This is a genomic window from Bacillus atrophaeus, from assembly GCF_001584335.1.
GTDB lineage: Bacteria > Bacillota > Bacilli > Bacillales > Bacillaceae > Bacillus > Bacillus atrophaeus.
Genome location: NZ_LSBB01000019.1, coordinates 71,991 through 94,665 on the forward strand (window position 1 = coordinate 71,991; position 22,675 = coordinate 94,665).

A 22,675-nucleotide genomic window follows, 5' to 3' on the forward strand; every position below is an offset into this window, starting at 1 on the left:
GCGGGCTTATTGGTACAGGCCATTTTTTAAAAGCGTTTCGTTTTCGTTTATGATTCTCAGGCCGGTATAACGCTCTCTTAGTGTATGTGCGTGTTTTAAGGCGTTTTTTACAGACTCTCCGTCTACACCGATTTCGTCAAAATACGCGGGGCCTCCGGCTGATTTCAGCCAGCCAGCCAGTGTCTTTCCTTCCGGGAGTCCTTCATAAATTGATTGAATGATGTCCCTGCGGTCTGGAGAGAATTCGCTCAGGTTCTCATGTTTGGCAAGTTTTCTGTACGTATCAGTCAGCAATACAGCCGCGCAGCCCACCTTTGCCCCATGAAGGATTTGGGGCTTGTTCTTCTTCATTAACTCCATTTCAATCCAATGTGATACATGATGTTCTCCCCCTGAAGCCGGGCGGGAATGGTCTAAGGCGAGCATGACAAGGCCCGATACAATCAAGGCTTCCATCAAGATACGGATGCCGGATTCAGTTTTAGAGACAATTTCCTTGGTGTTTGCAATACAGTTGTTAAGCGATACCTCTACAAGACGCGCGCCCGTATGAGAGTAAGGCTCATCAGCCAGCTGATGCGATATTTTCCAATCCGCTAAAGAGGTGATTTTTCCGAGCATGTCACCGAATCCGGCTGCCACCATCGGCTGTGGTGCTGATTTTAACAAGTCGACATCGGCGAATAACGCAATCGGCGCCTTCGTCTGAACCGTTGTTTTTGTTCCGTGCAAAATGACAGGCGCCCCGGCTGATGTAAATCCGTCAACAGAGGGAGCAGTCGGAAATGAGATAAAAGGCAAATCCCGGTGAAAGGCGGCAAAACGGACAATATCATGAATGGTTCCCGATCCGACAGCAATAAAGGAATCAATTGTTTTCGGGGCTTGAATGAGAGTATGAATAAGCGATCGTTCGTCTGCCGTCACATCACCCGCTTCATTGTCAGGAATGGCAATGCTTTTCACTTGAATGCCCTCATGATCAATGGCGAGCTCCAAATTGCGGCCTGCAATGCTGTAGGTGGTTTGGTCGCATATGATCGCAATGTTTTGATAGCCTTTCCTTTTCAGAAAATGAACCAGGTCCTGAGCTGCTTGTTTTCCCAGTACAATTTCCTCTACTGCCAAAGGCGATACAGTCTCGCCCGCTTTTTCGAAAGTCTGCTGAATGTCTGACGCGAGCTGTTTCATAAGAGAATCCCCTCCTCAGCCAATTTGTTCAGATCCTTTATAGATTCCAGCACAAAATCAGGCTCATAAAGTCGCGCTTCTCCAGGTTTGCTTGAGCCTGTAAGAACTAAAGCGCTTCTCATTCCGTACAATTTTCCCATCGCAATATCTGATTCGATGCTGTCTCCGATGATCATACATTCACCGGCAGTAAGCTGCATCGCATCACAAGCGGCTTCCGCCATCAGCCATGACGGCTTCCCGACAACAAGCTCTGTTTTTGCCTGAGCGGAAGCTTCAATTGCGCCAATCATGCCAGCAACATCAATTGCATTGCCGTCTTCTCTGGGAAAATAACGATCTTTGTTGGTGGCGATGATCCGCGCACCAGAGGCGGCCGCTTGAAAAGCTTGATTCAAATCTTGATAGGTAAGCGATTCATGAAGAGAGATGATGAGCCAATCCGCTGCCTTAGGTTCATTTGCCATTTGAATGCCGGCCGCATTCAGCTCGTCAATCAAGCCCTCTTCTCCAAGCACCCACACGGCTGAATCGCTGTAATGTTTTTTTAAAAACGCTGCTGTGACGCTTGAGGACAGCACGATTTCACTTTCCACTGCGTCAATCCCGGCTTCGAGCAATTTTTTTCTGCACATGTTTCTGGAAATGTTTCCGCGATTACTTAAGAATACGACCTTCTTATTCATTCTCCGGAGCATACAAATCGCTTCTTTGGCTCCTTCGATCAGCTCATTTCCCCTGAAAATAGTTCCGTCTATATCAATAAGAAATCCGGACGGTGATACGAAGGCCTCATGACTGGCCATAATACGCATTCGCTCCGTGTTTCCGATAAAAGTGCTTCTCATGCAGCACTGTATTAATCGGGCTGATATTCTGATTCAGCATGATTGAATGAAAAGCCATTTCGGCAACCGTTTCTAGCACGACGGCATTGTGAAGGGCATTAAGTGCGTCTGTCCCCCAGCAGAATGGGCCATGATTATTGACCAGAACACCGGGTACCTGCTCATACTTTTGGTTTTTGAACGTTTCGGCGATGACTTTGCCGGTATTATGCTCATAATCTTTCACAATTTCTTCGTCATACATTTCCCTCGTACAGGGAATCGCGCTGTCGAAGTAATCTGCATGTGTCGTTCCGAGAGCAGGGATATCTCTTCCGGATTGAGCCCAGCTGGTCGCCCAATGTGAATGTGTGTGAACGATGCCGCCAATATTCGGAAACGCTTTATATAAGTATAGGTGGGTCGGGGTGTCAGAGGACGGCTTTAACGAGCCTTCTATGATTTCCCCGTCCAAATTGAGAACCACTAAATCATCAGCTGTTAACTCGCTGTATTCAACCCCGCTCGGTTTAATCACAATTCTTTCATTTTCTCGGTCTATTCCGCTTACATTCCCCCACGTAAAGGTCACAAGCCGATGCTCCTGGAGCTTTAGATTAGCGGTCAGCACTTCTTTTTTTAACGTTTCAAGCATGGTCATCCCCCTTTTGATTTCTTTTAGCGAGAGAGGCAAAATGGCCGTTCTTTAACGTTTTAAGTCGCTTCATCACATGATTTTCTTTTCCGAAATATTGAACCAATTCTTTATATTCCGCGTACAAGGTATCATATATTTCGGCATGCTCAGCGTTAGGTTTATAGAAATGGTCTTTCAATTTGCCCATATGCGCAGCTGCCTCTGTGATGCTTTCGCAGCCCCCGTTTTCTTTCCCGGCAGCAAGCGCGCCGAATATCGCAGATCCTAACGCCGGCGCTTGCGGGGAGCCAGACAATTTAATTTCCATATTGGTGACATCCGCATAAATTTGCATAATAAATGGATTTTTCTCGGCAATTCCTCCTGCGGCGTAAAGCTCTTCAATCGGTACACCGTTTTCTCTGAAGGTTTCGATAATCATTCGCGTGCCGTACGCTGTCGCTTCAACCAAAGCCCTGTAGATGTCTTCCGGCTTCGTCAAGAGTGTCATGCCAAGCAGCATCCCCGTTAAATCAGCATCAACTAAGGTTGAGCGATTTCCGTTCCACCAGTCAAGCGCAAGCAGACCGCTTTCTCCCGGCTTTTGAAGATCGGCTTTTTGACTCAGCAGCTCGTGAATGCCTGTATGTTTCTCCTTTGCTTCTTTCTTGTAATCTTCCGGTACATGATGGTTCACAAACCATTCAAAATGGTCGCCTACACAAGATTGACCGGCCTCGTATCCTGCGTATCCGGGGAGAATTCCGTTATCTACCACTCCGCACATGCCCGGAACAATATTCACTTTTTCACCGAGCAGCACATGGCATGTCGATGTTCCCATAATCATCAGCATCTTTTTAGGCTCTGTGATGCCGACTGCAGGAACAGATACATGGGCGTCCACATTGGCGACCGCAACAGCCGTGCCCGGAAGAAGCCCGGTCAGCTGCGCCATTTTTTCCGTTAGCCCGCCCGCTTTTTCTCCTACTGAATAAACAGAACCGCTTAATTTATCTTCTGTAATCGTTTTCATTAAAGGGTGTAAAGCATTAAAGAATTCAGCGGACGGATATCCTGTTTTCTCACTCCATATCGCTTTATACCCTGCTGTACAATTGCTTCGTTTCAATGAACCGCACAACTGATACACAATCCAATCGGCTGCTTCGATGATCCGGTCGGCCGCATGATAAATATGCGGAGCTTCTTCGGCAATCTGCATGATCTTAGGAATCATCCACTCAGAAGAAATCTTTCCACCATATCTTTGTAAGAAAGGCTCTCCATTTTCCGCTGCTATGGCATTGAGACGGTCCGCGTATTTTTGAGCCGCATGGTGCTTCCACAGCTTTACATAGCTGTGCGGCTCCGCTTCGAACTCCGGCTGCATACATAGCGGCTCTCCATAACGGTCTATTGGCAAAATGGTGCAGGCCGTAAAATCGATGCCGATGCCGATGACGTCCTCAGGCTGAATCCCCGTCTGTTCAAGAAGTGACGGAATTGTTGTCTCCAATACTTCAAGGTAATCGCCCGGATACTGAAGCGCCCAATCACGCGGGAGCTTTTCCCCGGTCTTCGGCAAAGCCGTATCAATCACGCCGTGCTTGTATTCCTTAACAGCGGCTGCCAGCTCTTCGCCTGTTTTGACATTTACCAGCACCGCTCTTCCCGATAATGTACCAAAGTCCACACCTATCGTATATGTCATACATGTCCCCCCTATCTTTGAAGCCGGTAAAGCGCCTCATTCCATTTCAGTTCATTTTTCAGCTGATGAATTGAAGTATCATGAGAAATCAGAATACTTTCAATACCGGCCATTTCAGCCCAGTCCATCATTTGATCGGCTGTCAGTTGATATGATAAACACGTGTGATGCGCACCTCCCGCCAAAATCCAAGCCTCAGCAGCCGTTTTTAGTGAAGGTTCAGGCTTCCACAAAACACGTGCGACCGGAAGATACGGCATTTCTTTTTCAACTTCCTGCCCGTTTACTTCATTCAGCACCAGACGAAAGCGCCCGCCGATATCAATCAGGCTCGCTTGTATTGCTGTGCCGCCTATTCCGTTAAACACCAGCCGAGCCGGATCTTCTTTATCTCCTATAGACAAGGGATGAACCTCTATTTTCGGCTTATCAAGCGCGACAGTTGGACAAACCTCAAGCATATGCGATCCCAGAATCATTTCCTTCCCCGGTTCAAAGTGATACGTATAATCTTCCATGAAGGATGTCTTTTTCCCATCTGCCATGATTTTCATCATCCGCACGAGCGCCGCCGTTTTCCAGTCTCCTTCACCAGCAAACCCGTATCCTTTGCCCATCAAACGCTGAACGGCCAAGCCCGGAAGCTGTTTCATTCCGTGGAGCACTTCAAATGAAGTTGTAAATGCGGTATACCCGCCTTTTTCAAGGAAAGAGCTTAAGCCCAGTTCAATTTTGGCCTGTTCCTTAATGGATGCGATCTTCGATTCGTCTTGTTTCGTTTCCTCACTGATGTCATAAAGCCTGTCATATTCATTGAAAAGCGCCTCGATTTCGTCCTCCGTAATACCATTCATGACATCAACGAGGTCGCCTATGCCGTAGCCGTCAACCTGCCAGCCGAATTGAATATGCGCGCCGACCTTATCTCCGTCCGTTACAGCTACATGACGCATGTTATCCCCGAAACGGGCAACCTTTATATTCCGGCTTTCGTTTAATGCAGCCGCCGTATTCATCCACTGAGACATATCGTGTTTCACTTCTTCGTCATCCCAATAGCCGACGACGACTTTTCGGATTTGCCCCATTCTTGAATTCATATAGCCATATTCCCGGTCGCCATGGGCGGATTGATTGATATTCATAAAATCCATGTCAATCGATTCCCATGGAATATCCCGGTGATATTGAGTGTGCAGATGCATAAGCGGTTTTCGGTAAGACGTAAGACCTTCTATCCACATTTTAGCCGGAGAAAATGTGTGCATCCAAGTGATGATTCCGGCGCAATTCTCATTGAACTCCGCTTCCCTTAACAACTGTCTGACAGTCTGAGACGAGGTCACCACAGGCTTATGCTTAATCGTATATCTTGAAGACAGGGCACTAAGCCCTTCACAAATCGCTTTTGCATGTTCATCAACAATTTGTAATGTTTCCTCCCCATATAAATGCTGACTTCCCGTTACAAACCAAAATTCATACTCCTTCGTCGGCAGCACATTCATTTCCCCTCTCTTTTCAAAATAAAGCGGTTTCATTTTTATCAAAAAGTACGGATCAATAATCAATAAATTAATATATAAAATAATTCGTACGAACAAATTCATTATATTAATAAGGTACATTTACTGTCAATCATTTTTGTATTCTTTTTTAATAAAAGCATCAGAGTTTCAGAGCGTTGCAGGTTAGAAGTAACACGTATCAGCCATAAACACCACAAAAAAACGCCCAGCTGCCAATTTCACATATTGAATCGGCAGCTAAGCGTTTAGATTGGAAGCACTCAGTTTTCTAGCGCTTGAAGCCAAACACGATGATTCTCTTTTATAGAAAGTCAGGAAAAACCTTTGCTTCGCGCGCCTGAACACGGTCATGCCCAAAGAAAACCTTTGACGGCTGGACTTTTTCGATAAGCCCTTTCATTCGTTTTATAGATCTGACAGTCGATTCAGAATCATAGGATAAGAATGGAACGCCATTGTCAAAATTCTCTCTTGTATAAGCTACATCAATAGTCAGCAATATGGGGCCTGAATGTTCTGTTGTGACGAGAACCGATTGGTGGCCCGGCGAATGTCCTGGCGTAGAGAAAATTTGAACGCCGGGCGCCACTTCGCGGTCACCTTCAATTATTTGGTACTGTAAGTCTGGCAATCTGCATTCTTCGGGTGAATAATCATCATTTCCCATAGCGGCATCAAATTCGGCTTGCTGAATGAAAATAGGCGTTTTGGGAAAATGTCCGTTTCCTCCTGCATGGTCGAGGTGTAAGTGTGAGCTGATCACCGCTTGAATATCACCTGCATGATAACCGGCAGACTTTAAAATATTCACTATTTTATCGTTTGCCGTCATTTTCGGAACAACCCGGCCTTCTCTTTTTGTTCCTTTGAAATACTCAGGATTGTTGACAAAAGCATCGGGCATTCCTGTATCAATTAAAATGGGCCCGTCAGTTGTTTCCAACAAAAAAGACCAAACCGGCATTTCGAGTAATCGGCCTGGCGCAAGGTTTTTGTTGACAGCTGACTGATCAAGATAACAGGAGCCGGCAGGCAAAAAATAAAGCTTTTTGACAGTCATTCATATCATCCTTTTATTCAATAAAATGTAATACTGTATCAAAACGAGTGAAGTATTCTTCTTTTCCACGGCATATTCGTTATTCATTTGTTTTTATAGCGCGCTTCTTTAAACGTCGGAGGCAGAATCGGTTCAATACCTTCTAAGTCCAGTTCCTTCAAACTTTGAAGAGAAGATATAAAGTGCTTGAACGCCTCTTCAGCTGTGTCCGTTTCTTTATTGTCTCTGCCATTGTTCAAGTCGGCGTTTGTTAAAGATGAATTCCCTTGCTTTTGTCCCATTGATTTATCCCCCTCTAATGTTAAGCAGTTCATCATTCTTCTTATTTTATTGATAACTCCGGATGCTTCTTATGCCAATCAGTGTTTAACTCATAGGCGTAACCGATGCCGAGCACAGTTGCCTCGTCAAAAGGGCGGCCGATTAGCTGCAGATTAATTGGCAGACCTGAAGGTGAAAAACCGCACGGCATTGATAAGCTGGGGAGGCCGGTTAGATTAGTCGGCGCGGCAAAATGAGTTAGACGTAGTGACTTTTCGTAAAGTTCGTCATCGTCTGCCCGCGGTGCAGTCAGCGGCATTGCCGGAGTCAATAAAACATCGATTCCGGTCAAAGCTTTTAGAAAATCATCTGTAAGCAGATGGCGGGCCCGCTGTGCTCGTAAGTATGCGGAAGCCGGAACATACCTGCCATTTTCAAGCATCATTTTTACGTCCGTTCCATAATCTTCCGGGTGTTTATCGAGCCATTGCTCATGAGCTGAAAACATTTCTCCTAACATGATGGCCATCGTCGCACCTTGAGCATGCTTCATAAGCTGCATACTGACTTCAACAATTTCTGCTCCCATTTCCCGGAATTTATTAATTGCCGCCTGCATAGCAGTTTCCACCTCCGGGTCCAGATTGTCGTAATAATAGTTCGCCGGCAGACCAATCTTCACTCCCTTAAGACCATCGGAATACATCCGAATACCGGGCGGAGGCAAATCAACCGTTGATTCATCTTTTGGATCGAAACCAGACATCACATCCAGACACAAAGATGCGTCTAACACACTGCGGGTCAGCGGACCGGCATGATCCAGCGACCAGGCCATAGGAATGATTCCGTATCGGCTGACACGACCATATGTCGGCTTCATGCCGACAACTCCGCAGCATGCAGCAGGAATACGGATTGAACCGCCCGTATCTGATCCTGTTCCTAAATAAGCCATTCCTGCCGCTACAGCAGAACCTGATCCTCCGCTTGAACCGCCCGGAACCACATCGGGATTCCAAGGGTTAAGGCAAGGACCAAAATATTCGCTGTTAGTCGTCATTCCTGCCGCGAATTCGTGCGTCTGCACTTTCCCGAGTAAGACGGTCCCTGCATCCGCCAGTTTGGCTGCAACGGTTGAATCATAATCGGGAACAAAATCCTTTAAAATTTTTGAACTTGCCGTCGTCCGTATCCCCTTTGTGTAATAAAGGTCCTTATGCACGATCGGGATACCATGCAAAGGCCCTTTATACCTTCCCTGCATGATATCTTTTTCAGCCTGTTTTGCCTGTTCCGCTGCCAGCTCAGCGGTTTGAGAGACAAATGCGTTTAGCTTAGGGTTGAAGCGTTCAATCCGCTTCAGCATCAGATCTGCAATTTCTACTGGTGACACTTCACGTTCCTGAATTTTCTCTGCCATTTCATGAATCGCGGCAAAGGAAAGTTGAGAATTCAATGTTCTCATTTAGATCGGCCCCCCATATTTGTTTACTATGTACATTCCTCATTCGGACAAAATGTCCGTTTTAAACGAATAAAAAACGGACATTTTGTCCGGTTTCGATTACATTATAATGGAAACAATGTCCGTTCGTCAATCAATTAATTTTCACAAAGAATGATTCAGAACTATAAAAGTGATAAATCAGCATGATCCCTTTAAACAGCATCTTTGCTATCATCAAAAGGGATCATCAAGGCTGCCGATCAATTTTTCAATCCATCTATAAAAATCCGCTGCAATCCTTGCAAAATTTGTTCAGTGGAGAATCCCTGATCTTTCAGATGAAAATCAATATTAAAAAGTGTAGCCAGCAGTGTTTCAACCGTATAGGGAACATCTACGGCAGAAGCTTCTCCCGTATCAACAGCCTCCTGCAACAGCCTTCTGCATGTAATACGCATCCATTGGTAGAGCGGTGATTGAAATGGACGATATCCTGATGATGCCCGGCTTACGGAGCAAAGCCAAGGTACCCGCTTCTCAAGAAAAGCAATAAATTTCATTATCACTTGATATAAACGCTCTAAAGCTGTTTCTTCTGAAGTCTGATCAAGATAGGAATCTATTTCTTCAAAGAGGGGCTGACACTCTTCACGCACGACTTCTATACAAATGTCACCCTTTTCTGTGTAGCGCCGGTATAAGGTCGCCTGTCCGACCCCTGCCATTTTTGCAATCTGGTGCATGTTAACTGTCTCAACACCATGTTCGATGAAAAGCTCTTTTGCCGACTCCAAAATTCTTCTGCGGTTTATCTCCTCTCTTGGAAGTTTTAAAGATGTAGGTTTTTTTTCCATTAAACATTCTCTCCTCACAACACAACTCGGACAAATTGTCCATTTCAACATTATGAATGATTTTGCCGGCTAAGGCAAATACCACAGAAGATCATCCACATTCTACACTTAAAATAAGAAAAAGCCCTTTTATAAAAAAGAGCTTACTACGGAATAAACCTATTGTGAAAGGGCTTCGCGGCGTGTATTTTTAATAGGATGGCCAGCCCGAGCTCCAATTGAGATCATTGATTAAAAGCTTCGGAATGCCGTTGTTATTCGCGTCATACGCATGGCGCACTAAAATGTTGCCGTTTACGATATCTTGTCCGCCCGGGCCTTTCCATTGCCCGTTTCCTGAATCAAGTATCGTGCCTCCGCCGTCAAGCATACTTTTACCGCTTTTATCAAGATAAGGGCCCGTGATGTTTGCAGATCTTCCATAAGCGATTTTATAGGTGCTGTTTACGCCCGCACAGCATTTATCAAATGATACCATTAAATGATAGTAGCCGTTCTGATACGTAATGGTCGGAGCTTCGAGTGCGCCGCTGTTATTCGGTCTGGCAGCTATGGAATAAAGTGAGCCGGTCGGTTTCATTGTATCTTTGTTCAGCTTCGTTAGTTTAATGCCGCTCCAAAACGATCCGAAAGCAAGCCATGGATTCCCGTCCTTGTCAATCGTCAGCTCCGGATCAATGGCGTTGTAATTATTGGCGCTGGTCGAACGGATGACAAGCCCCTCATCTTTCCAGCTTCCCGAGCTGACGCTTGTTGTGGAAGCGAGGCCGATAGCAGATGTGTTGCTGCCGAAAGTGGAAACGGAATAATAAAGCCAGTACTTTCCATTGTAATACTGAATATCAGGAGCCCACTGGTTTTTCTCATAATTCGGAACGTAATTGCCCCACCATGATAAAGGCGTGCTGAAAACTGATTTTTGTACGCTCCATTTTTTCCCGTCCGAGGATTTTAAAACACGCAGACCTTTTTCTTCGGTCAAACCAGTTCCAAAAGCGTACCATGAGCTTCCTTCTTTCACCATGGTCGGATCATGAAGCAGCTCATTTGACGCTCCCCAAAATGCAGCAGATGCCGGAGAAGCGGAAGTCAATAACAAACCTGCTGTCAGAGCAGCGCATGAAAAGTGAAATAACCGTTTAAATCTTCTCTTTTTCATTTTAGCAAAACCTCCTGTATTCATTTCAGAAAACGCTTACAAAATTGTGCTGATCCCCCTTTCTTCATAGATGATTTCTATAAATACTGTTAGGTAAAATGTACGGACAATTCTGCGTCTCCCCTTATTGTAGCCACTCGCCGTAAATTTGTACAGACAAAAAAATAGAATCCGCCATTCAAGACGGATTCTTACGCATCTTTATTGATAAGTGATTTGATCGACAGTTTTGCGGTCTAATTTTTTAATGACCTCTGTTATCAATTTCACGGCATTTTCATAGTCATCACGATGCAGCATTGCCGCGTGGGTATGAATATAGCGGCTTGCAATGGTGATAGATAAGGCAGGCACACCGTTAGCCGTTAAATGGATGGAGCCTGAGTCAGTTCCTCCGCCGGAAAGTGATTCAAACTGATATGGGATTCCTGCTTCTTCAGCTGTATTGACAACAAAATCACGCAAACCTTTATGAGAGATCATTGAAGCATCATACAGCATAATTTGCGGACCTTTGCCCATTTTGCTTTGCGCCTCTTTTTCCGAAATGCCCGGTGTATCACCGGCGATACCGACATCAACGCCAAACGCGATGTCCGGCTGAATCGCATGCGCCGCGGTTTTTGCGCCGCGGAGTCCCACTTCCTCCTGAACCGTTCCTACACCATAGACGACATTAGGGTGGTCGCTATTTTGCAGGCCTTTCAGAACATCAATCGCAATCGCGCACCCAATCCGGTTGTCCCACGCCTTTGCAAGCAAGTGCTTTTCGTTGTTCATCACCGTAAATTCAAAATAAGGAACAACTTGATCTCCAGGCAGAACTCCCCATTCCATGGCTTCTTCACGGCTGGAAGCTCCGATGTCGATAAACATATCTTTGATTTCCACAGGTTTCTTTCTCGCCTCAGGAGGCAATATGTGCGGCGGTTTTGAACCGATAACCCCTGTAATATCCCCTTTTTTCGTTACGACAGTGACACGCTGGGCAAGCATAACCTGTGACCACCAGCCTCCCACAGTCTGAAAGCGCAGAAAACCTTTATCGCTGATTTGCGTCACCATAAAACCGACTTCGTCCAAATGGCCGGCCACCATGATCTTCGGACCGTTTTCCAAGCCCGTTTTCTTTGCGATTAAACTGCCTAATCGATCTGTTGTGACGTCATCAGCAAATGGCTCTATGTATGATTTCATCACTTGTCTGACTTCTCTTTCGTTCCCCGGAATGCCTTTTGCGTCTGTTAATTCTTTAAGCATGGTTAACGTTTCGTCTAGCTTTGCCATGTTGCAAACCCTCCTTCATCTTTCCTACATTCTTATTATACAAAACCTATCGGTAACCATACGAATATTTCACATGAAATGGGGTAATTATTTTAGACAGCCGAAACATTTCTTTTAAAAAAAGTGAAACCTTTTGCTTCACTCTTCGTATTACATCAGATAATGATTATGAGGGAGGTGCCTTCAACCAATGATTATCATCATTCTCCGGCTTGCTTTGCTCGCCTTTCTTGCCTATTGCATATATGTCGCGGTCAGATTTTACACAAATCCAAAAAGAAGGCTGAAGCTGGCCCAGTCAAAAGAACATTTTTATATTGTCGATGAACAGAAAAATGCAAGAAAGAATTTTCAGCTGACTTATAAAGGCGTGCTTTTTGAAGGAGAAAAGCATATTCCTTCCAAGGATCATCCGCTCTTTATCCATACCATCTTTGTGTGGACGGAATCTCCAGAAAAGCTGGCTGCCTTTTCAGCGAAAGATTTTAAGGATATAGAACAAAAGGTGAATGAACGTTATCCGGATTGTAAGATTGATTGGGACCAGCCGATAAAGCTGGCTAAATCAAAAAAAGCAGAAGAGCGATAATCGCTTTTCTGCTTTTTTACAAATCAAACGGACTATAATAAATAGCGACAAAAACAGCTTCAATCACTAAAAGCAGCGGCACGCCGTACATAAAAGACCGGTGCTTTGTTTTATGTCTGAAGGTTTGCATCCCCAGCCAAACACCTAAAGCTCCAAACGCAATCGCCACAAGCCAGATTCGTTCCTCAGAAATCCGCCACCTGTGCTGCTGCGCCCTTTTTTTATCGGCGCCCATGATCCAAAATCCGCAAACATTGATCAGCATGATATATATTAAAACAGCCATTCTTTATCTCATCCTTTATATAAAAAGGCCGCTCTGAGAGAGCGGCCCGGCATATTACTTGTCTAACTGAGCTTTAGCAGCATCAGCAAGCTGGTTGAATGCAGTAAGATCGTTTACAGCAAGATCAGCAAGCATTTTACGGTTTACTTCGATACCAGAAAGCTTAAGACCGTGCATCAAACGGCTGTAAGAAAGACCGTTCATACGAGCAGCAGCATTGATACGAGTGATCCAAAGCTTACGGAAATCACGTTTTTTCTGACGACGGTCACGGAAAGCATAGTTTCCAGATTTCATGACCTGCTGGTTAGCTACTTTGTATAATGTATGTTTTGAACCGAAATAACCTTTTGCTAATTTAAGAACCTTTTTACGACGCTTACGTGTAACAGTTCCGCCTTTTACTCTTGGCATTAGATTTCCCTCCTAATTGTTCCTTGTCCGATTACTTGATGTTAGCAAGCATTTGTTTGATGCGTTTGAAGTCTCCTGCGCTTACTACAGCACTTTTGCGCAGCTTACGCTTTTGCTTTGTTGATTTGTTGGCAAATAAGTGACTTGTATATGCATGAGAACGTTTTAACTTCCCAGAACCTGTCTTTTTAAAACGTTTAGCAGATCCGCGGTGAGTTTTCATTTTTGGCATGGGATTTCCTCCTTATTGCTTTTCGTTTTTCGGCGCAAGCATCAAGAACATGCTGCGGCCGTCCATTTTTGGTTTTGTTTCAACTGTCGCAACTTCAGCACACGCTTCAGAGAAACGGTCCAATACGCGCTGTCCGATTTCTTTATGCGTGATCGCGCGTCCTTTAAAGCGGATAGAAGCTTTCACTTTATCGCCTTTTTCAAGGAATTTAATCGCATTGCGCAACTTCGTGTTAAAGTCGTGCTCATCGATTGTCGGACTTAATCTAACTTCTTTTAAGTTAATGATTTTTTGATTTTTGCGTGCTTCTTTGTCCTTTTTCTGCTGCTCGAATCTGAACTTTCCGTAGTCCATGATGCGGCAGACAGGCGGTTTTGCATTTGCTGCAACTAACACAAGGTCAAGATTTGCGCGGCCGGCGATTTCAAGTGCTTCCTGACGGGACTTGATTCCAAGCTGGTCGCCATTTTGTCCGATTAAGCGGACCTCACGTGCACGGATACCCTCATTAACCAATTGATCTTTGCTAATAATGAGCCACCTCCATAGTTTCTTCGAATTGATTCACAATTCATTTTGACTTGCATTCTACAGGCAAACAAAAAGTGTGGGTATGATTACACACCCACACTACGAACATCTGCATAAATAAAAATGTACGGTCAACCTGCCAACTACATGAATGTGTCAATCAGGTGAGAAGCGGGTGCTTCTTCTTGTGATTTATATTCAATTCAATAACTATTCTACACAATGCCGGATATTTAGTCAAGAATGACTTCTCCGGAACAACTTTTTCATTGTAACATGTGGTTATGAGTTGCGCAAGGCTAAAATCAGAGAATTTCAGCTTCTGTTTCTTACTTGATACTCCATTCTTTCGGTATGTCACCCCGAAAAAACCACTTTTCACCATTTCATTAAATAATTCCGGCTGTGCGAGCGGTGTGCCATGCCCCGTACCCGGAATCATCACGCATCGGCAATTCGCATTTTTATTGCCTATTTCCCGTGCAGACGTTTTTAAGATTCCTCTCCTTTTCGCCGACAGTTACCAATATATCAGCACTCGCTTCACTAAACCGCGCAGGAAGTTTAAAAGACATATTCTCCTTCAATATCCGGTAAAGTGTGCCGGCGCTCATCCGGCAGCTATCTTTCGTCGTTTAAGGTGACTGTTTTTTCAGATTCTCTCTCAATATCGTAACATCAAAATGGAAATCGTGAATTAAAAATGGATTAAAAAGTAATAAAAGAAAATAAAAGTATTAACTTTAAACCGCAAAGACCGATAAAGTAAATAGATTCCAGTTCCCTTTATATTACGCATGTATCAAAACAAAAGGAGAAACACGCATGAAAAAACAAACAAAATTAACGATTTCTTTGTTATTGCTGGGGGCTTTATCAGCAGCCGGCTGTGCTCATGACAAAACAACTGCCAGCCCAAAGGAAGAAAAATCTGAACCTGTAGCTTTAGACGTCGAGAAGCCCTCTCCAAAATCGGATAAAGACAAGCTTGAGGAAGAGCACAAAAACTTAAAATTGCTTGAGACAAAAAGACATACTGAAGAGCTTGAGAAGATTGAAGCAGCCAAAAAACAGGCTGCAGAAGAAGCAGAAATCCAGAGACAGGAAGAATTAGCTGCACAACGAGAAGCTGAACGGCAAGCGGAAGAAGCCAGACAGCAAGAACAAGCAAAAACAGCGGAATCTGCTAATAGCTCTGCTTCCTCAGCAAATCGATCAGATGCGGCACAAGCCCAAGAGCCGGCGGCAGATCTGCCGGAAAACGATGGATATGGATATGCAGAACGAAAAAAATGGCATGACGATCAAGTTGAATGGGGCATTAAACAAGGCTATATTGATCCGGAAGATGCTCCTTAAGAAAAAAGCCAAGGAACCTATCCTTGGCTTAACCCCCTATCAACTGCACAAACACCGGTATGACCAGCACTGTCACAATCCCTACTACAACGACCGCGATACTCGCCATCGCTGCTTCAACTTCCCCCATCTCGATTCCGACCGCCACGCCCAGCGCGTGACCGGAAGTGCCGAGAGCCAATCCTTTAGAGATCGGATTTTTCACTTTAAACAGCTTTAAGAACAGAGCGCCGAGCGCGTAGACGATAACGGCGTTAAAAATAACGGCAAAGGCTGTGATGTCGCTGATGCCGCCGATACCTTTTGATAAAGGAAGAGCGATTGCTGTTGTCGCCGCTTGCGGAAGCATGCTTTTCATGACTGCTTCATCAAGATGAATTCCTTTTGCAAGGAGATAAACAATCGTAACGGAGCAAACTGACCCGACAATGATGGAAGACATGATTTGCCACCAGTATTTTTTCAGCTTGTCTCTTTGCTTGTACAACGGAATGGCAAAGGCGATGGTCGCCGGTTCAAGGAAAAATTTAATGATTTCTCCCCCATTGTTATAATCCGCGTAAGAAAAACCGCCGATTTTCAAGAATGCGATGCCCAGCACCATTGCGACAAATAAAGGCGTGAAAAGGAAGAAGCCTTTTGACTTTTTGAATAGAAATGTGCCGATGCCGAATGCGGCAAGTGATACCACGATGCCGAAATAAGGACTCATTGTACTTTCCATTTGATTACCCCCTATGCCTCTTAATGATGAGCGAGCTTGTTTTCCTTATGCGGATGCTGCACCGTTTTTTCTTTCTGCTGCTTGTCAGCGGCTGTCTGTTTTCCTCTTATGATGAATTGGGAGAACAAACCTGTCGCCGCTAATAAAATGATGGTTGCAAGCAGAATGACAAGCACGATTTGCAGGCCGTAATGCTGCATCACACCAAGTGAATTCATAACAGAAATGCCTGACGGGACAAATAAAAAGCCGATCAGAGATGTTAAAGACGTTCCCAGGGTTTCTACTTGTTCAAGTTTAATAATGTTTAAGCATAATAAGAGAAATAATAGAACTAATCCTACGACTGACGCAGGGATAGGAATTGGAACAATCGCGGCAATCATATTTGATACCAGCATAATTGCGGCAAAAATAAATGCTTGTGTTAAAAAACCATACACTTTTTTAGCACTCATTTTCTTCACCTCTTTCTCTTTGTTGTCCTCATTATAATAAATGAAAACCCTTTATTAAGCGCTTACATCTAAACTTGCTGAATAATCGGGATGAGATGCAAAAAATGAGGGATGAAATACAAAAACCGCTTCATCAAATATGAAGCAGTTTCTTTAATTCCTTAGCATATGTGCGGCTGACCGGTATTTTTGATCCGTCTTTCATAATGAGATTATATGTCGAATTAAACCATGGCTGAATCTCTTTAATATACTCAGTATTGACGATATAACTGCGGTGGACGCGGATGAAGTCTGCGTCGGGCAGCTTCTTCTCAATAACCGCCAGTGTATCGCTTACACTGTAAGATGTTTCATGCGTTTTAACCTCGGTGTGCCCATCGGCAATTCCGGCAAATATAATTTCTGACACATCTAAAATCACAATCGATTCACCGACAGATACGGCAAGCTTATGATGATTCACTGAGCCTGTCTGCTCCATCGGTTCTCCGGTATCCGGTTTTACCTTTTTATATTTCTTAATTGTCTGCTGAACGCGCTCCTCATCAAAAGGTTTGGTCAAATAATCAAGCGCGTCCACTTCAAAGGCTTTGAGCGCATATTGGTCATAGGCGGTCGCAAACACAACAGCAGGCGGATGCTTCATTTTATTTAACCGCTTTGCGATATCAAAGCCGTTTTCCCCGGACAAATCAACATCTAAGAACAGAAGATCCGGCTTTTGATCCATCATCCGGTCAAATGCCGATTCAATGTTTTCAGCTTCATCTATTTCGTCTACCTCATTCGTACGTTTGAGCAAATAGGCTAATTCATCTCTTGCCAGTATTTCATCATCAACGATTAACACCCTCAGCATGTTCTTCTCCCTCTTTCATTTGTTTCAAAGGCACCTGAAATGAAACCTCTGTTCCGTTATCGATTCCGCTCGTTATTTGCAGGGCGGCTTGCTGGCCAAACAAACCAACCAGCCGCTGATTCAAGTTATAAAGAGCCGTTCCCGTCCCTTCTTTTGACGGCAGAGGCTTGTTTCCTAATTGAGTTACGATCTCCTCTGCAATGCCCCGTCCATTATCTTTTACCTTCATATAGACAGACGATTCAGCAGATAAAACTTGCACTTCCACTTTATATCTGTCTTGTTTTTTCGGAAAAGCGTGTCGAAGCGCATTTTCAACAAGAACTTGCAAGACAAATGGCGGGATTTCGATTTGATCCAGACTGTCTTCTATGTCTATCTCAATCTCATATTTCCCGGGAAAACGTGCCTGCTCTAATGATAAGTAAGCGTGAAGATGGTTCAGCTCCTTTGACAGCGGTATGAGCAACTGTCTTGCCCCTTGCAAATTGGAACGAAAATAAACACTGAGCTGAAGCAAAAGCTTACGGGTTTTTTCGACATCTGTTCTGCATAACGCGGAAATCGTGTTGATGGCGTTAAACAAAAAATGCGGATTGACCTGTGCTTGAAGCGCCTTAATTTCTGCATCCTTCAGCAGCTTGCTTTGAAGCTCGGCTTCTCCAAGCTCAAGCTGTGTGGAAAACAGCATGGCCAGTCCCTCAGCAAGCTCTTCCTCCACCTGGCTGAGTCCGGCCGGGCTTTTGAAATACATTTTCAGCGTTCCGATCGTTTTTCCGTTTGATGTAAGCGGCAGGACGATTGCCGCATGTAAAGGACATTGGGCATGCGTACATTCGATCTCTTCCTGTGAAGTGGCTTTCATGATATACCCTGTTTTGATTACTTTTTTGGACAGCCCTGTAATGAGACTTTTTGATGGGATGTGATGATCGGTTCCCGCACCGACATGAGCAAGAATTTTTTTATTATCGGTGAGGGAAACAGCGTCCGTTCCCGTCAATTTATGTATGATGGCCGCCACGCTCTTGCATGAATTTTCGTTTAAACCTTGGCGGAAATAGGGCAGTGTTTGATCGGCAATCATCAGCACTCTGTGTGTTTCAAGCGCTCTGGCCTGCTCTTCTTTCCGAATAATCGACTGGATGATCGAGAGAAAAATAAAGCTGCCTGAACCGTTTATCAGAATCATCGGAATCCCGATCATACTCACAAGCGCCCATGCATCAGCAAACGGCTTCGCCATCAGAAGGATAATGAGCATCTGCAAAGCCTCCATGCCGATTCCCACAAGCGCAGCTGCACGAGGTGTCGGAATCCGGTAGCGCTTTCTGAAATAGCTGCCTATCCAGCCTGCCAAGATTCCCGCTAATATGGAGGATACAGCACAGCTGAACGCGGTGCTGCCGCCCAGTGACAACCGATGAAGTCCGGCCAGCAAACCGACTCCCGCGCCCACAATCGGACCTCCCAAAAGCCCGCCGATTTCCACCCCCATGATCCTGGTATTTGCAATCGAGCTTGACGGATCAATTTCAAATACCCAGTCATTGTTTAAAATAATGTTCCTTTGAATTTCAATCCCCGTGTAGTTGCTGATGATGCTGAAAAGGGAAAAAATCGTAATCAGCACAGCCTTTCCTTTATAGCTTGCCGGCTGTTGCAAGGCTTGTCTGAATAATTTTGTATGTGCCAATATAAATCCCAATATTACGATGATACCGACTCTTTCCAGCATCATGATCATTAAATGAATCATTTTATTCACCTGATCTTTCAAATTTTATTTTATCATTTTTTATAGTTGGTTTTCATTTCTCTCATTCATCTGCCTGTTTTTTTAAAATCATCTGAAAACATTTCTTTATCAAGGCTTTTATCTATTGTAGAATAAACGTGAGCCTTTTGGCAGAGAAAGAAAATGATTTACATATGGCAAAATCGAATAAGAAGCAGAGGAGAAGATCATGAAAGCCGTATTTTTTGATTTAGACGATACACTACTTTGGGATGAAAAAAGCGTAAGCACAACATTCACTGAAACATGCTTGCAGGCGGAGAAGGAATACGGGCTTGATCCGAAAGAATTTGAAGCAGCTGTCCGGGAAGCGGCAAGACAACTGTACATGTCTTATGAGACATATCCATATACAGTGATGATCGGCATTAACCCGTTCGAAGGACTGTGGGCCAATTTCACAGAGCCGATCAGTGATGGCTTTAAGCAGCTGAACAAAATTGCGCCGGAGTACAGGCGGAACGCGTGGACGAACGGATTGAAGGCATTCGGTATCGAGGATGCGGCATATGGTGAGTATTTGGCTGAGTTTTTCGCGGCAGAGCGCCGGAAACGCCCGTTTGTGTATGATGAAACATTTGACGTGCTGGACCAATTAAAAGGGAAATACGAATTGCTGCTTTTAACAAACGGCGATCCGAGCCTGCAAAAAGAAAAATTAGCCGGGGTGCCTGAGCTTGCTCCTTACTTTAATGAAATTGTGATTTCAGGCGCTTTTGGAAAAGGAAAGCCCGATGCTTCTATTTTTGAACATTGCCTCGATTTGCTTCATATCTCAAAAGACGATGCGATCATGGTCGGCGATAATGTGAATACAGATATTCTCGGTGCCGGTCGGGTCGGGATGAAAACAGTTTGGGTGAACCGGACCGGGAAGAAAAACGAAACAGATGTGAAGCCTGATTACGTGATCAGCGATCTTCATGAGCTGTTTGCGATTTTGGAAAATAATTAAAAGAAGATTGTATCTTTTAGAGGAAGATTAGTGCAATAGCTAATCTCCTCTTTTTAATAGAAAAAAGGATATTATGAGAAGTATGGTTGGGCTTATATAAAAAACGGTTATATTTTCAACGGTGAACCTGCCAAGATATATAAAAAAGCTGTTGAACCTATTAGTGAGCACTAACAAGCCAACAGCTTTTTTTATGTTATTTCTTCGCTTCAGCCACAGCCTTCTTCACAAAATCATCAAGTGAAATCGTCTCAGACTTCTGCTCTCCGTATTTACGGACGTTTACTGCGCCGTTTTCAGCTTCTTGGTCACCGACCACAAGCATGTACGGGATTTTTTGCATTTGAGCTTCGCGTATTTTGTAGCCGATTTTCTCGTCGCGGATATCAACTTCCACGCGCAAGCCTTCACGCTGAAGACGCTCCTGCACTTTTTTTGCATAATCGAGATGCACGGACGATGATACAGGGATGACCTGGAATTGAACAGGTGCAAGCCACGTCGGAAGCGCACCCTTATGCTCTTCAATTAAGAAAGCCACAAAGCGTTCCATTGTAGATACGACACCTCTGTGAATTACGACAGGACGGTGCTGTTTGCCGTCTTCACCGATATAAGTCAGATCAAAGCGCTCAGGCAGTAAGAAATCAAGCTGTACAGTAGACAGTGTTTCTTCTTTTCCGATTGCTGTTTTGACTTGGACATCAAGCTTAGGGCCGTAGAATGCCGCTTCGCCTTCTGCTTCGTAATAATCGCTGCCGATCTCGTCCATTGCGTCTTTCAGCATGGATTGCGCCTTGTTCCACATCTCATCGTCATCAAAATACTTTTCTGTATCTTCCGGATCACGGTATGATAAACGGAATGTATAATCGTTCAAGCCGAAGTCCTCATATACGTCTTGAATCAAACGCACAGTACGGATAAATTCATCTTTAATCTGATCCGGGCGCACAAAGATGTGAGCATCATTTAATGTCATACCGCGGACGCGCTGAAGGCCTGAAAGCGCTCCTGACATTTCATAGCGGTGCATCGTTCCGAGTTCAGCGATCCGAATCGGAAGTTCACGATAGCTGTGGATGTCATTTTTGTAGATCATCATATGATGCGGACAGTTCATCGGACGCAGCGCCAGCGTTTCATTGTCCAATTCTATCGGCGGAAACATGCCATCTTGATAATGGTTCCAGTGTCCTGATGTTTCATAAAGCTCTTTACTGCCAAGCACCGGTGTATATACGTGCTCATAGCCAAGGCTTAACTCTTTATCTACGATATAACGCTCGATTACGCGGCGGATTGTCGCCCCTTTTGGCAGCCAAAGCGGAAGCCCTTGGCCGACTTTTTGCGAATTGGCAAAAAGCTTTAATTCTTTGCCGAGCTTTCTATGATCACGCTCTTTTGCCTCTTCAAGCAATCGCAAATGCTCTTCAAGATCAGCTTTTTTGAAGAAAGCTGTTCCGTATACGCGCTGAAGCATTTGGTTGTTGCTGTCTCCGCGCCAGTATGCGCCTGCAAGGCTTAACAACTTAAATTCTTTAATTTTCCCTGTTGACGGAACATGAACGCCGCGGCACAAGTCAAAGAATTCGCCCTGCTCGTAAATCGAAACGGTTTCTCCTTCCGGAATCGCATCGAGCAATTCAAGTTTCAGGTCATCGCCGATTTCCGCAAAGCGGGCTTTCGCTTCTTCACGGCTGACTTCTTTACGGACGATCGGAAGGTTTGCATTGACGATTTTTTTCATTTCTTTTTCGATCTTCGGCAGATCCTCCGGTGTAATCGCTTCTTCCATTTCAACGTCATAATAAAAGCCATTTTCAATAACAGGTCCGACGCCGAATTTCACATCTTTATATATGCGTTTAATCGCTTGAGCCAATAAGTGAGCCGTGCTGTGTCGCATAATCTGAAGTCCTTCTTCTGAGCCTTCTGTAATGATCTCCACTGTGCCGTCTTCGTTAATCGGTGTTCTAAGATCTATTTCTTGCCCGTTCAGTTTTCCGGCTAATGATTTTTTCTTCAATCCCGGACTGATGGATGCCGCGATATCTTCTGTTGTCGTGCCTTTCGCAAACTCCTTGACTGCCCCATCAGGAAATGTGATTTTTACCATATCTGACATCTTCGTCACTCCTTTTTTTTGCATATAAAAAACCCCGCCCCCTGTGAAAGGGACGAGGTTAACAAACGGAATCGTGGTTCCACCCTTTTTTCCGCACACGCAAAAACAACTCATGCGCATGGCGGCTCTAGACTCTGTAACGGGAGTTCCCGTCAGTCATTACTTGGCAGAAAAGCCGTTCACAGCTGAGGTTCAAAGGCGGTAAAGTGAATGGTCCTTAGCTGGGAAGCTTGCAGCCGGGGGCTTCCCTCTCTTCAAAGCCGGTATCATTCCTTCGTGTCCTTATCAGTACGTTTAACTGATCAATAATCTTCTATGTATTATAAAAGGTTTGCCAAAAAAAATCAACACAAGCATTTTTCTTTTTTCT

General features: G+C 44.5%; 23 protein-coding genes and 1 other annotated feature. Of the genes, 3 read left to right on the forward strand and 20 right to left on the reverse strand.

The features are described from left to right. Positions 1-6 precede the first annotated feature (6 nt). The 11 genes from AXI57_RS12710 to AXI57_RS12760 form a co-directional block, all read right to left on the reverse strand. Positions 7-1,191, reverse strand: coding sequence for a sn-glycerol-1-phosphate dehydrogenase (locus AXI57_RS12710; RefSeq protein ID WP_061670287.1), 1,185 nt, complete (start codon positions 1,189-1,191; stop codon positions 7-9). Beyond that, complete coding sequence (locus AXI57_RS12715; RefSeq protein ID WP_141292175.1) at positions 1,188-2,006, reverse strand: HAD-IIA family hydrolase; 819 nt, start codon at positions 2,004-2,006, stop codon at positions 1,188-1,190. Before AXI57_RS12715 ends, AXI57_RS12710 begins: the two co-directional genes overlap by 4 nt. Beyond that, on the reverse strand, positions 1,984-2,673 hold the full coding sequence (gene araD / locus AXI57_RS12720) for an L-ribulose-5-phosphate 4-epimerase (RefSeq protein ID WP_061572605.1): 690 nt from the start codon (positions 2,671-2,673) through the stop codon (positions 1,984-1,986). Before araD ends, AXI57_RS12715 begins: the two co-directional genes overlap by 23 nt. Then, positions 2,666-4,369, reverse strand: coding sequence for a ribulokinase (gene araB / locus AXI57_RS12725; protein ID WP_061670289.1), 1,704 nt, complete (start codon positions 4,367-4,369; stop codon positions 2,666-2,668). Before araB ends, araD begins: the two co-directional genes overlap by 8 nt. 11 nt (positions 4,370-4,380) lie before the next feature. Then, the gene (araA, locus tag AXI57_RS12730; protein ID WP_061670377.1) at positions 4,381-5,871 is read right to left on the reverse strand and encodes an L-arabinose isomerase; all 1,491 of its coding nucleotides are present in this window, start codon (positions 5,869-5,871) and stop codon (positions 4,381-4,383) included. A gap of 328 nt (positions 5,872-6,199) precedes the next feature. Then, the gene (aiiA, locus tag AXI57_RS12735; RefSeq protein WP_061670290.1) at positions 6,200-6,958 is read right to left on the reverse strand and encodes a quorum-quenching N-acyl homoserine lactonase AiiA; all 759 of its coding nucleotides are present in this window, start codon (positions 6,956-6,958) and stop codon (positions 6,200-6,202) included. Positions 6,959-7,041: 83 nt separating this feature from the next. Further along, positions 7,042-7,239 carry a hypothetical protein gene (locus AXI57_RS12740; RefSeq protein ID WP_061670291.1) on the reverse strand — a complete coding sequence of 66 codons (198 nt, stop codon included), beginning with the start codon at positions 7,237-7,239 and terminating at the stop codon, positions 7,042-7,044. A 41-nt stretch (positions 7,240-7,280) separates the two neighbouring features. Beyond that, positions 7,281-8,687: an Asp-tRNA(Asn)/Glu-tRNA(Gln) amidotransferase GatCAB subunit A gene (locus AXI57_RS12745; RefSeq protein ID WP_061670292.1), complete on the reverse strand. Its 1,407-nt coding sequence runs from the start codon at positions 8,685-8,687 to the stop codon at positions 7,281-7,283. A 242-nt stretch (positions 8,688-8,929) separates the two neighbouring features. Further along, positions 8,930-9,523: a TetR/AcrR family transcriptional regulator gene (locus tag AXI57_RS12750; protein ID WP_061670293.1), complete on the reverse strand. Its 594-nt coding sequence runs from the start codon at positions 9,521-9,523 to the stop codon at positions 8,930-8,932. Positions 9,524-9,713: 190 nt separating this feature from the next. Then, positions 9,714-10,682, reverse strand: a complete 969-nt coding sequence (locus AXI57_RS12755) for an arabinan endo-1,5-alpha-L-arabinosidase AbnA (RefSeq protein ID WP_061670294.1) — start codon at positions 10,680-10,682, stop codon at positions 9,714-9,716. A 201-nt stretch (positions 10,683-10,883) separates the two neighbouring features. Next, positions 10,884-11,969 carry a M42 family metallopeptidase gene (locus AXI57_RS12760; RefSeq protein ID WP_013390618.1) on the reverse strand — a complete coding sequence of 362 codons (1,086 nt, stop codon included), beginning with the start codon at positions 11,967-11,969 and terminating at the stop codon, positions 10,884-10,886. Positions 11,970-12,159: 190 nt separating this feature from the next. On the opposite strand from AXI57_RS12760, the gene AXI57_RS12765 reads away from it, so the two are divergent. Further along, positions 12,160-12,558 (forward strand): hypothetical protein, encoded by a 399-nt coding sequence (locus AXI57_RS12765; RefSeq protein ID WP_003325143.1) that lies wholly within the window; start codon positions 12,160-12,162, stop codon positions 12,556-12,558. A gap of 16 nt (positions 12,559-12,574) precedes the next feature. Here AXI57_RS12765 and AXI57_RS12770 read toward each other — a convergent pair whose 3' ends face one another. From AXI57_RS12770 to infC, 4 genes are read right to left on the reverse strand one after another with little or no spacing between them, the layout of a single operon-like run. Then, entirely contained in the window at positions 12,575-12,844 is a 270-nt protein-coding gene (locus tag AXI57_RS12770) for a DUF1294 domain-containing protein (RefSeq protein ID WP_003325141.1), read from the reverse strand. 54 nt (positions 12,845-12,898) lie between these two features. After that, a complete protein-coding gene (rplT, locus tag AXI57_RS12775; protein ID WP_003152495.1) occupies positions 12,899-13,258 on the reverse strand; it encodes a 50S ribosomal protein L20 in 360 nt (119 codons plus the stop codon). 31 nt (positions 13,259-13,289) lie between these two features. Continuing rightward, positions 13,290-13,490: a 50S ribosomal protein L35 gene (gene rpmI / locus AXI57_RS12780; RefSeq protein ID WP_003325140.1), complete on the reverse strand. Its 201-nt coding sequence runs from the start codon at positions 13,488-13,490 to the stop codon at positions 13,290-13,292. Between the two features lie 12 nt (positions 13,491-13,502). Further along, positions 13,503-14,024 (reverse strand): translation initiation factor IF-3, encoded by a 522-nt coding sequence (gene infC, locus AXI57_RS12785; protein ID WP_071543361.1) that lies wholly within the window; start codon positions 14,022-14,024, stop codon positions 13,503-13,505. Positions 14,025-14,083: 59 nt separating this feature from the next. Then, positions 14,084-14,214, reverse strand: a sequence feature (ribosomal protein L20 leader region). A gap of 632 nt (positions 14,215-14,846) precedes the next feature. On the opposite strand from infC, the gene AXI57_RS22085 reads away from it, so the two are divergent. Continuing rightward, positions 14,847-15,380 (forward strand): hypothetical protein, encoded by a 534-nt coding sequence (locus AXI57_RS22085; protein ID WP_238380187.1) that lies wholly within the window; start codon positions 14,847-14,849, stop codon positions 15,378-15,380. A gap of 28 nt (positions 15,381-15,408) precedes the next feature. Here AXI57_RS22085 and lrgB read toward each other — a convergent pair whose 3' ends face one another. The 4 genes from lrgB to AXI57_RS12815 form a co-directional block, all read right to left on the reverse strand. Beyond that, the gene (gene lrgB / locus AXI57_RS12800) at positions 15,409-16,104 is read right to left on the reverse strand and encodes an antiholin-like protein LrgB (protein WP_003325137.1); all 696 of its coding nucleotides are present in this window, start codon (positions 16,102-16,104) and stop codon (positions 15,409-15,411) included. 20 nt (positions 16,105-16,124) lie between these two features. Further along, a complete protein-coding gene (gene lrgA / locus AXI57_RS12805; RefSeq protein WP_003325136.1) occupies positions 16,125-16,562 on the reverse strand; it encodes an antiholin-like murein hydrolase modulator LrgA in 438 nt (145 codons plus the stop codon). A 133-nt stretch (positions 16,563-16,695) separates the two neighbouring features. Further along, positions 16,696-17,424, reverse strand: coding sequence for a LytR/AlgR family response regulator transcription factor (locus AXI57_RS12810; protein ID WP_003325135.1), 729 nt, complete (start codon positions 17,422-17,424; stop codon positions 16,696-16,698). Beyond that, the gene (locus AXI57_RS12815; protein WP_003325134.1) at positions 17,402-19,183 is read right to left on the reverse strand and encodes a sensor histidine kinase; all 1,782 of its coding nucleotides are present in this window, start codon (positions 19,181-19,183) and stop codon (positions 17,402-17,404) included. The genes AXI57_RS12810 and AXI57_RS12815 overlap by 23 nt, the downstream gene beginning before the upstream one ends. A gap of 208 nt (positions 19,184-19,391) precedes the next feature. On the opposite strand from AXI57_RS12815, the gene AXI57_RS12820 reads away from it, so the two are divergent. After that, positions 19,392-20,177, forward strand: coding sequence for an HAD family hydrolase (locus AXI57_RS12820; protein WP_061670295.1), 786 nt, complete (start codon positions 19,392-19,394; stop codon positions 20,175-20,177). A 196-nt stretch (positions 20,178-20,373) separates the two neighbouring features. Here the strand turns inward: AXI57_RS12820 and thrS are convergent, their stop codons facing one another. After that, entirely contained in the window at positions 20,374-22,305 is a 1,932-nt protein-coding gene (gene thrS, locus AXI57_RS12825) for a threonine--tRNA ligase (RefSeq protein WP_061670380.1), read from the reverse strand. Positions 22,306-22,675: the final 370 nt, after the last annotated feature.

Bases quoted from the DNA above. Each gene is read 5' to 3' on its own strand.
- AXI57_RS12710 (WP_061670287.1), bottom strand. From the start codon at position 1,191: ATGAAACAGCTCGCGTCAGACATTCAGCAGACTTTCGAAAAAGCGGGC.
- AXI57_RS12715 (WP_141292175.1), bottom strand. From the start codon at position 2,006: ATGCGTATTATGGCCAGTCATGAGGCCTTCGTATCACCGTCCGGATTT.
- araD (WP_061572605.1), bottom strand. From the start codon at position 2,673: ATGCTTGAAACGTTAAAAAAAGAAGTGCTGACCGCTAATCTAAAGCTC.
- araB (WP_061670289.1), bottom strand. From the start codon at position 4,369: ATGACATATACGATAGGTGTGGACTTTGGTACATTATCGGGAAGAGCG.
- aiiA (WP_061670290.1), bottom strand. From the start codon at position 6,958: ATGACTGTCAAAAAGCTTTATTTTTTGCCTGCCGGCTCCTGTTATCTT.
- AXI57_RS12740 (WP_061670291.1), bottom strand. From the start codon at position 7,239: ATGGGACAAAAGCAAGGGAATTCATCTTTAACAAACGCCGACTTGAAC.
- AXI57_RS12745 (WP_061670292.1), bottom strand. From the start codon at position 8,687: ATGAGAACATTGAATTCTCAACTTTCCTTTGCCGCGATTCATGAAATG.
- AXI57_RS12750 (WP_061670293.1), bottom strand. From the start codon at position 9,523: ATGGAAAAAAAACCTACATCTTTAAAACTTCCAAGAGAGGAGATAAAC.
- AXI57_RS12755 (WP_061670294.1), bottom strand. From the start codon at position 10,682: ATGAAAAAGAGAAGATTTAAACGGTTATTTCACTTTTCATGCGCTGCT.
- AXI57_RS12760 (WP_013390618.1), bottom strand. From the start codon at position 11,969: ATGGCAAAGCTAGACGAAACGTTAACCATGCTTAAAGAATTAACAGAC.
- AXI57_RS12765 (WP_003325143.1), top strand. From the start codon at position 12,160: ATGATTATCATCATTCTCCGGCTTGCTTTGCTCGCCTTTCTTGCCTAT.
- AXI57_RS12770 (WP_003325141.1), bottom strand. From the start codon at position 12,844: ATGGCTGTTTTAATATATATCATGCTGATCAATGTTTGCGGATTTTGG.
- rplT (WP_003152495.1), bottom strand. From the start codon at position 13,258: ATGCCAAGAGTAAAAGGCGGAACTGTTACACGTAAGCGTCGTAAAAAG.
- rpmI (WP_003325140.1), bottom strand. From the start codon at position 13,490: ATGCCAAAAATGAAAACTCACCGCGGATCTGCTAAACGTTTTAAAAAG.
- AXI57_RS22085 (WP_238380187.1), top strand. From the start codon at position 14,847: ATGAAAAAACAAACAAAATTAACGATTTCTTTGTTATTGCTGGGGGCT.
- lrgB (WP_003325137.1), bottom strand. From the start codon at position 16,104: ATGGAAAGTACAATGAGTCCTTATTTCGGCATCGTGGTATCACTTGCC.
- lrgA (WP_003325136.1), bottom strand. From the start codon at position 16,562: ATGAGTGCTAAAAAAGTGTATGGTTTTTTAACACAAGCATTTATTTTT.
- AXI57_RS12810 (WP_003325135.1), bottom strand. From the start codon at position 17,424: ATGCTGAGGGTGTTAATCGTTGATGATGAAATACTGGCAAGAGATGAA.
- AXI57_RS12815 (WP_003325134.1), bottom strand. From the start codon at position 19,183: ATGATTCATTTAATGATCATGATGCTGGAAAGAGTCGGTATCATCGTA.
- AXI57_RS12820 (WP_061670295.1), top strand. From the start codon at position 19,392: ATGAAAGCCGTATTTTTTGATTTAGACGATACACTACTTTGGGATGAA.
- thrS (WP_061670380.1), bottom strand. From the start codon at position 22,305: ATGTCAGATATGGTAAAAATCACATTTCCTGATGGGGCAGTCAAGGAG.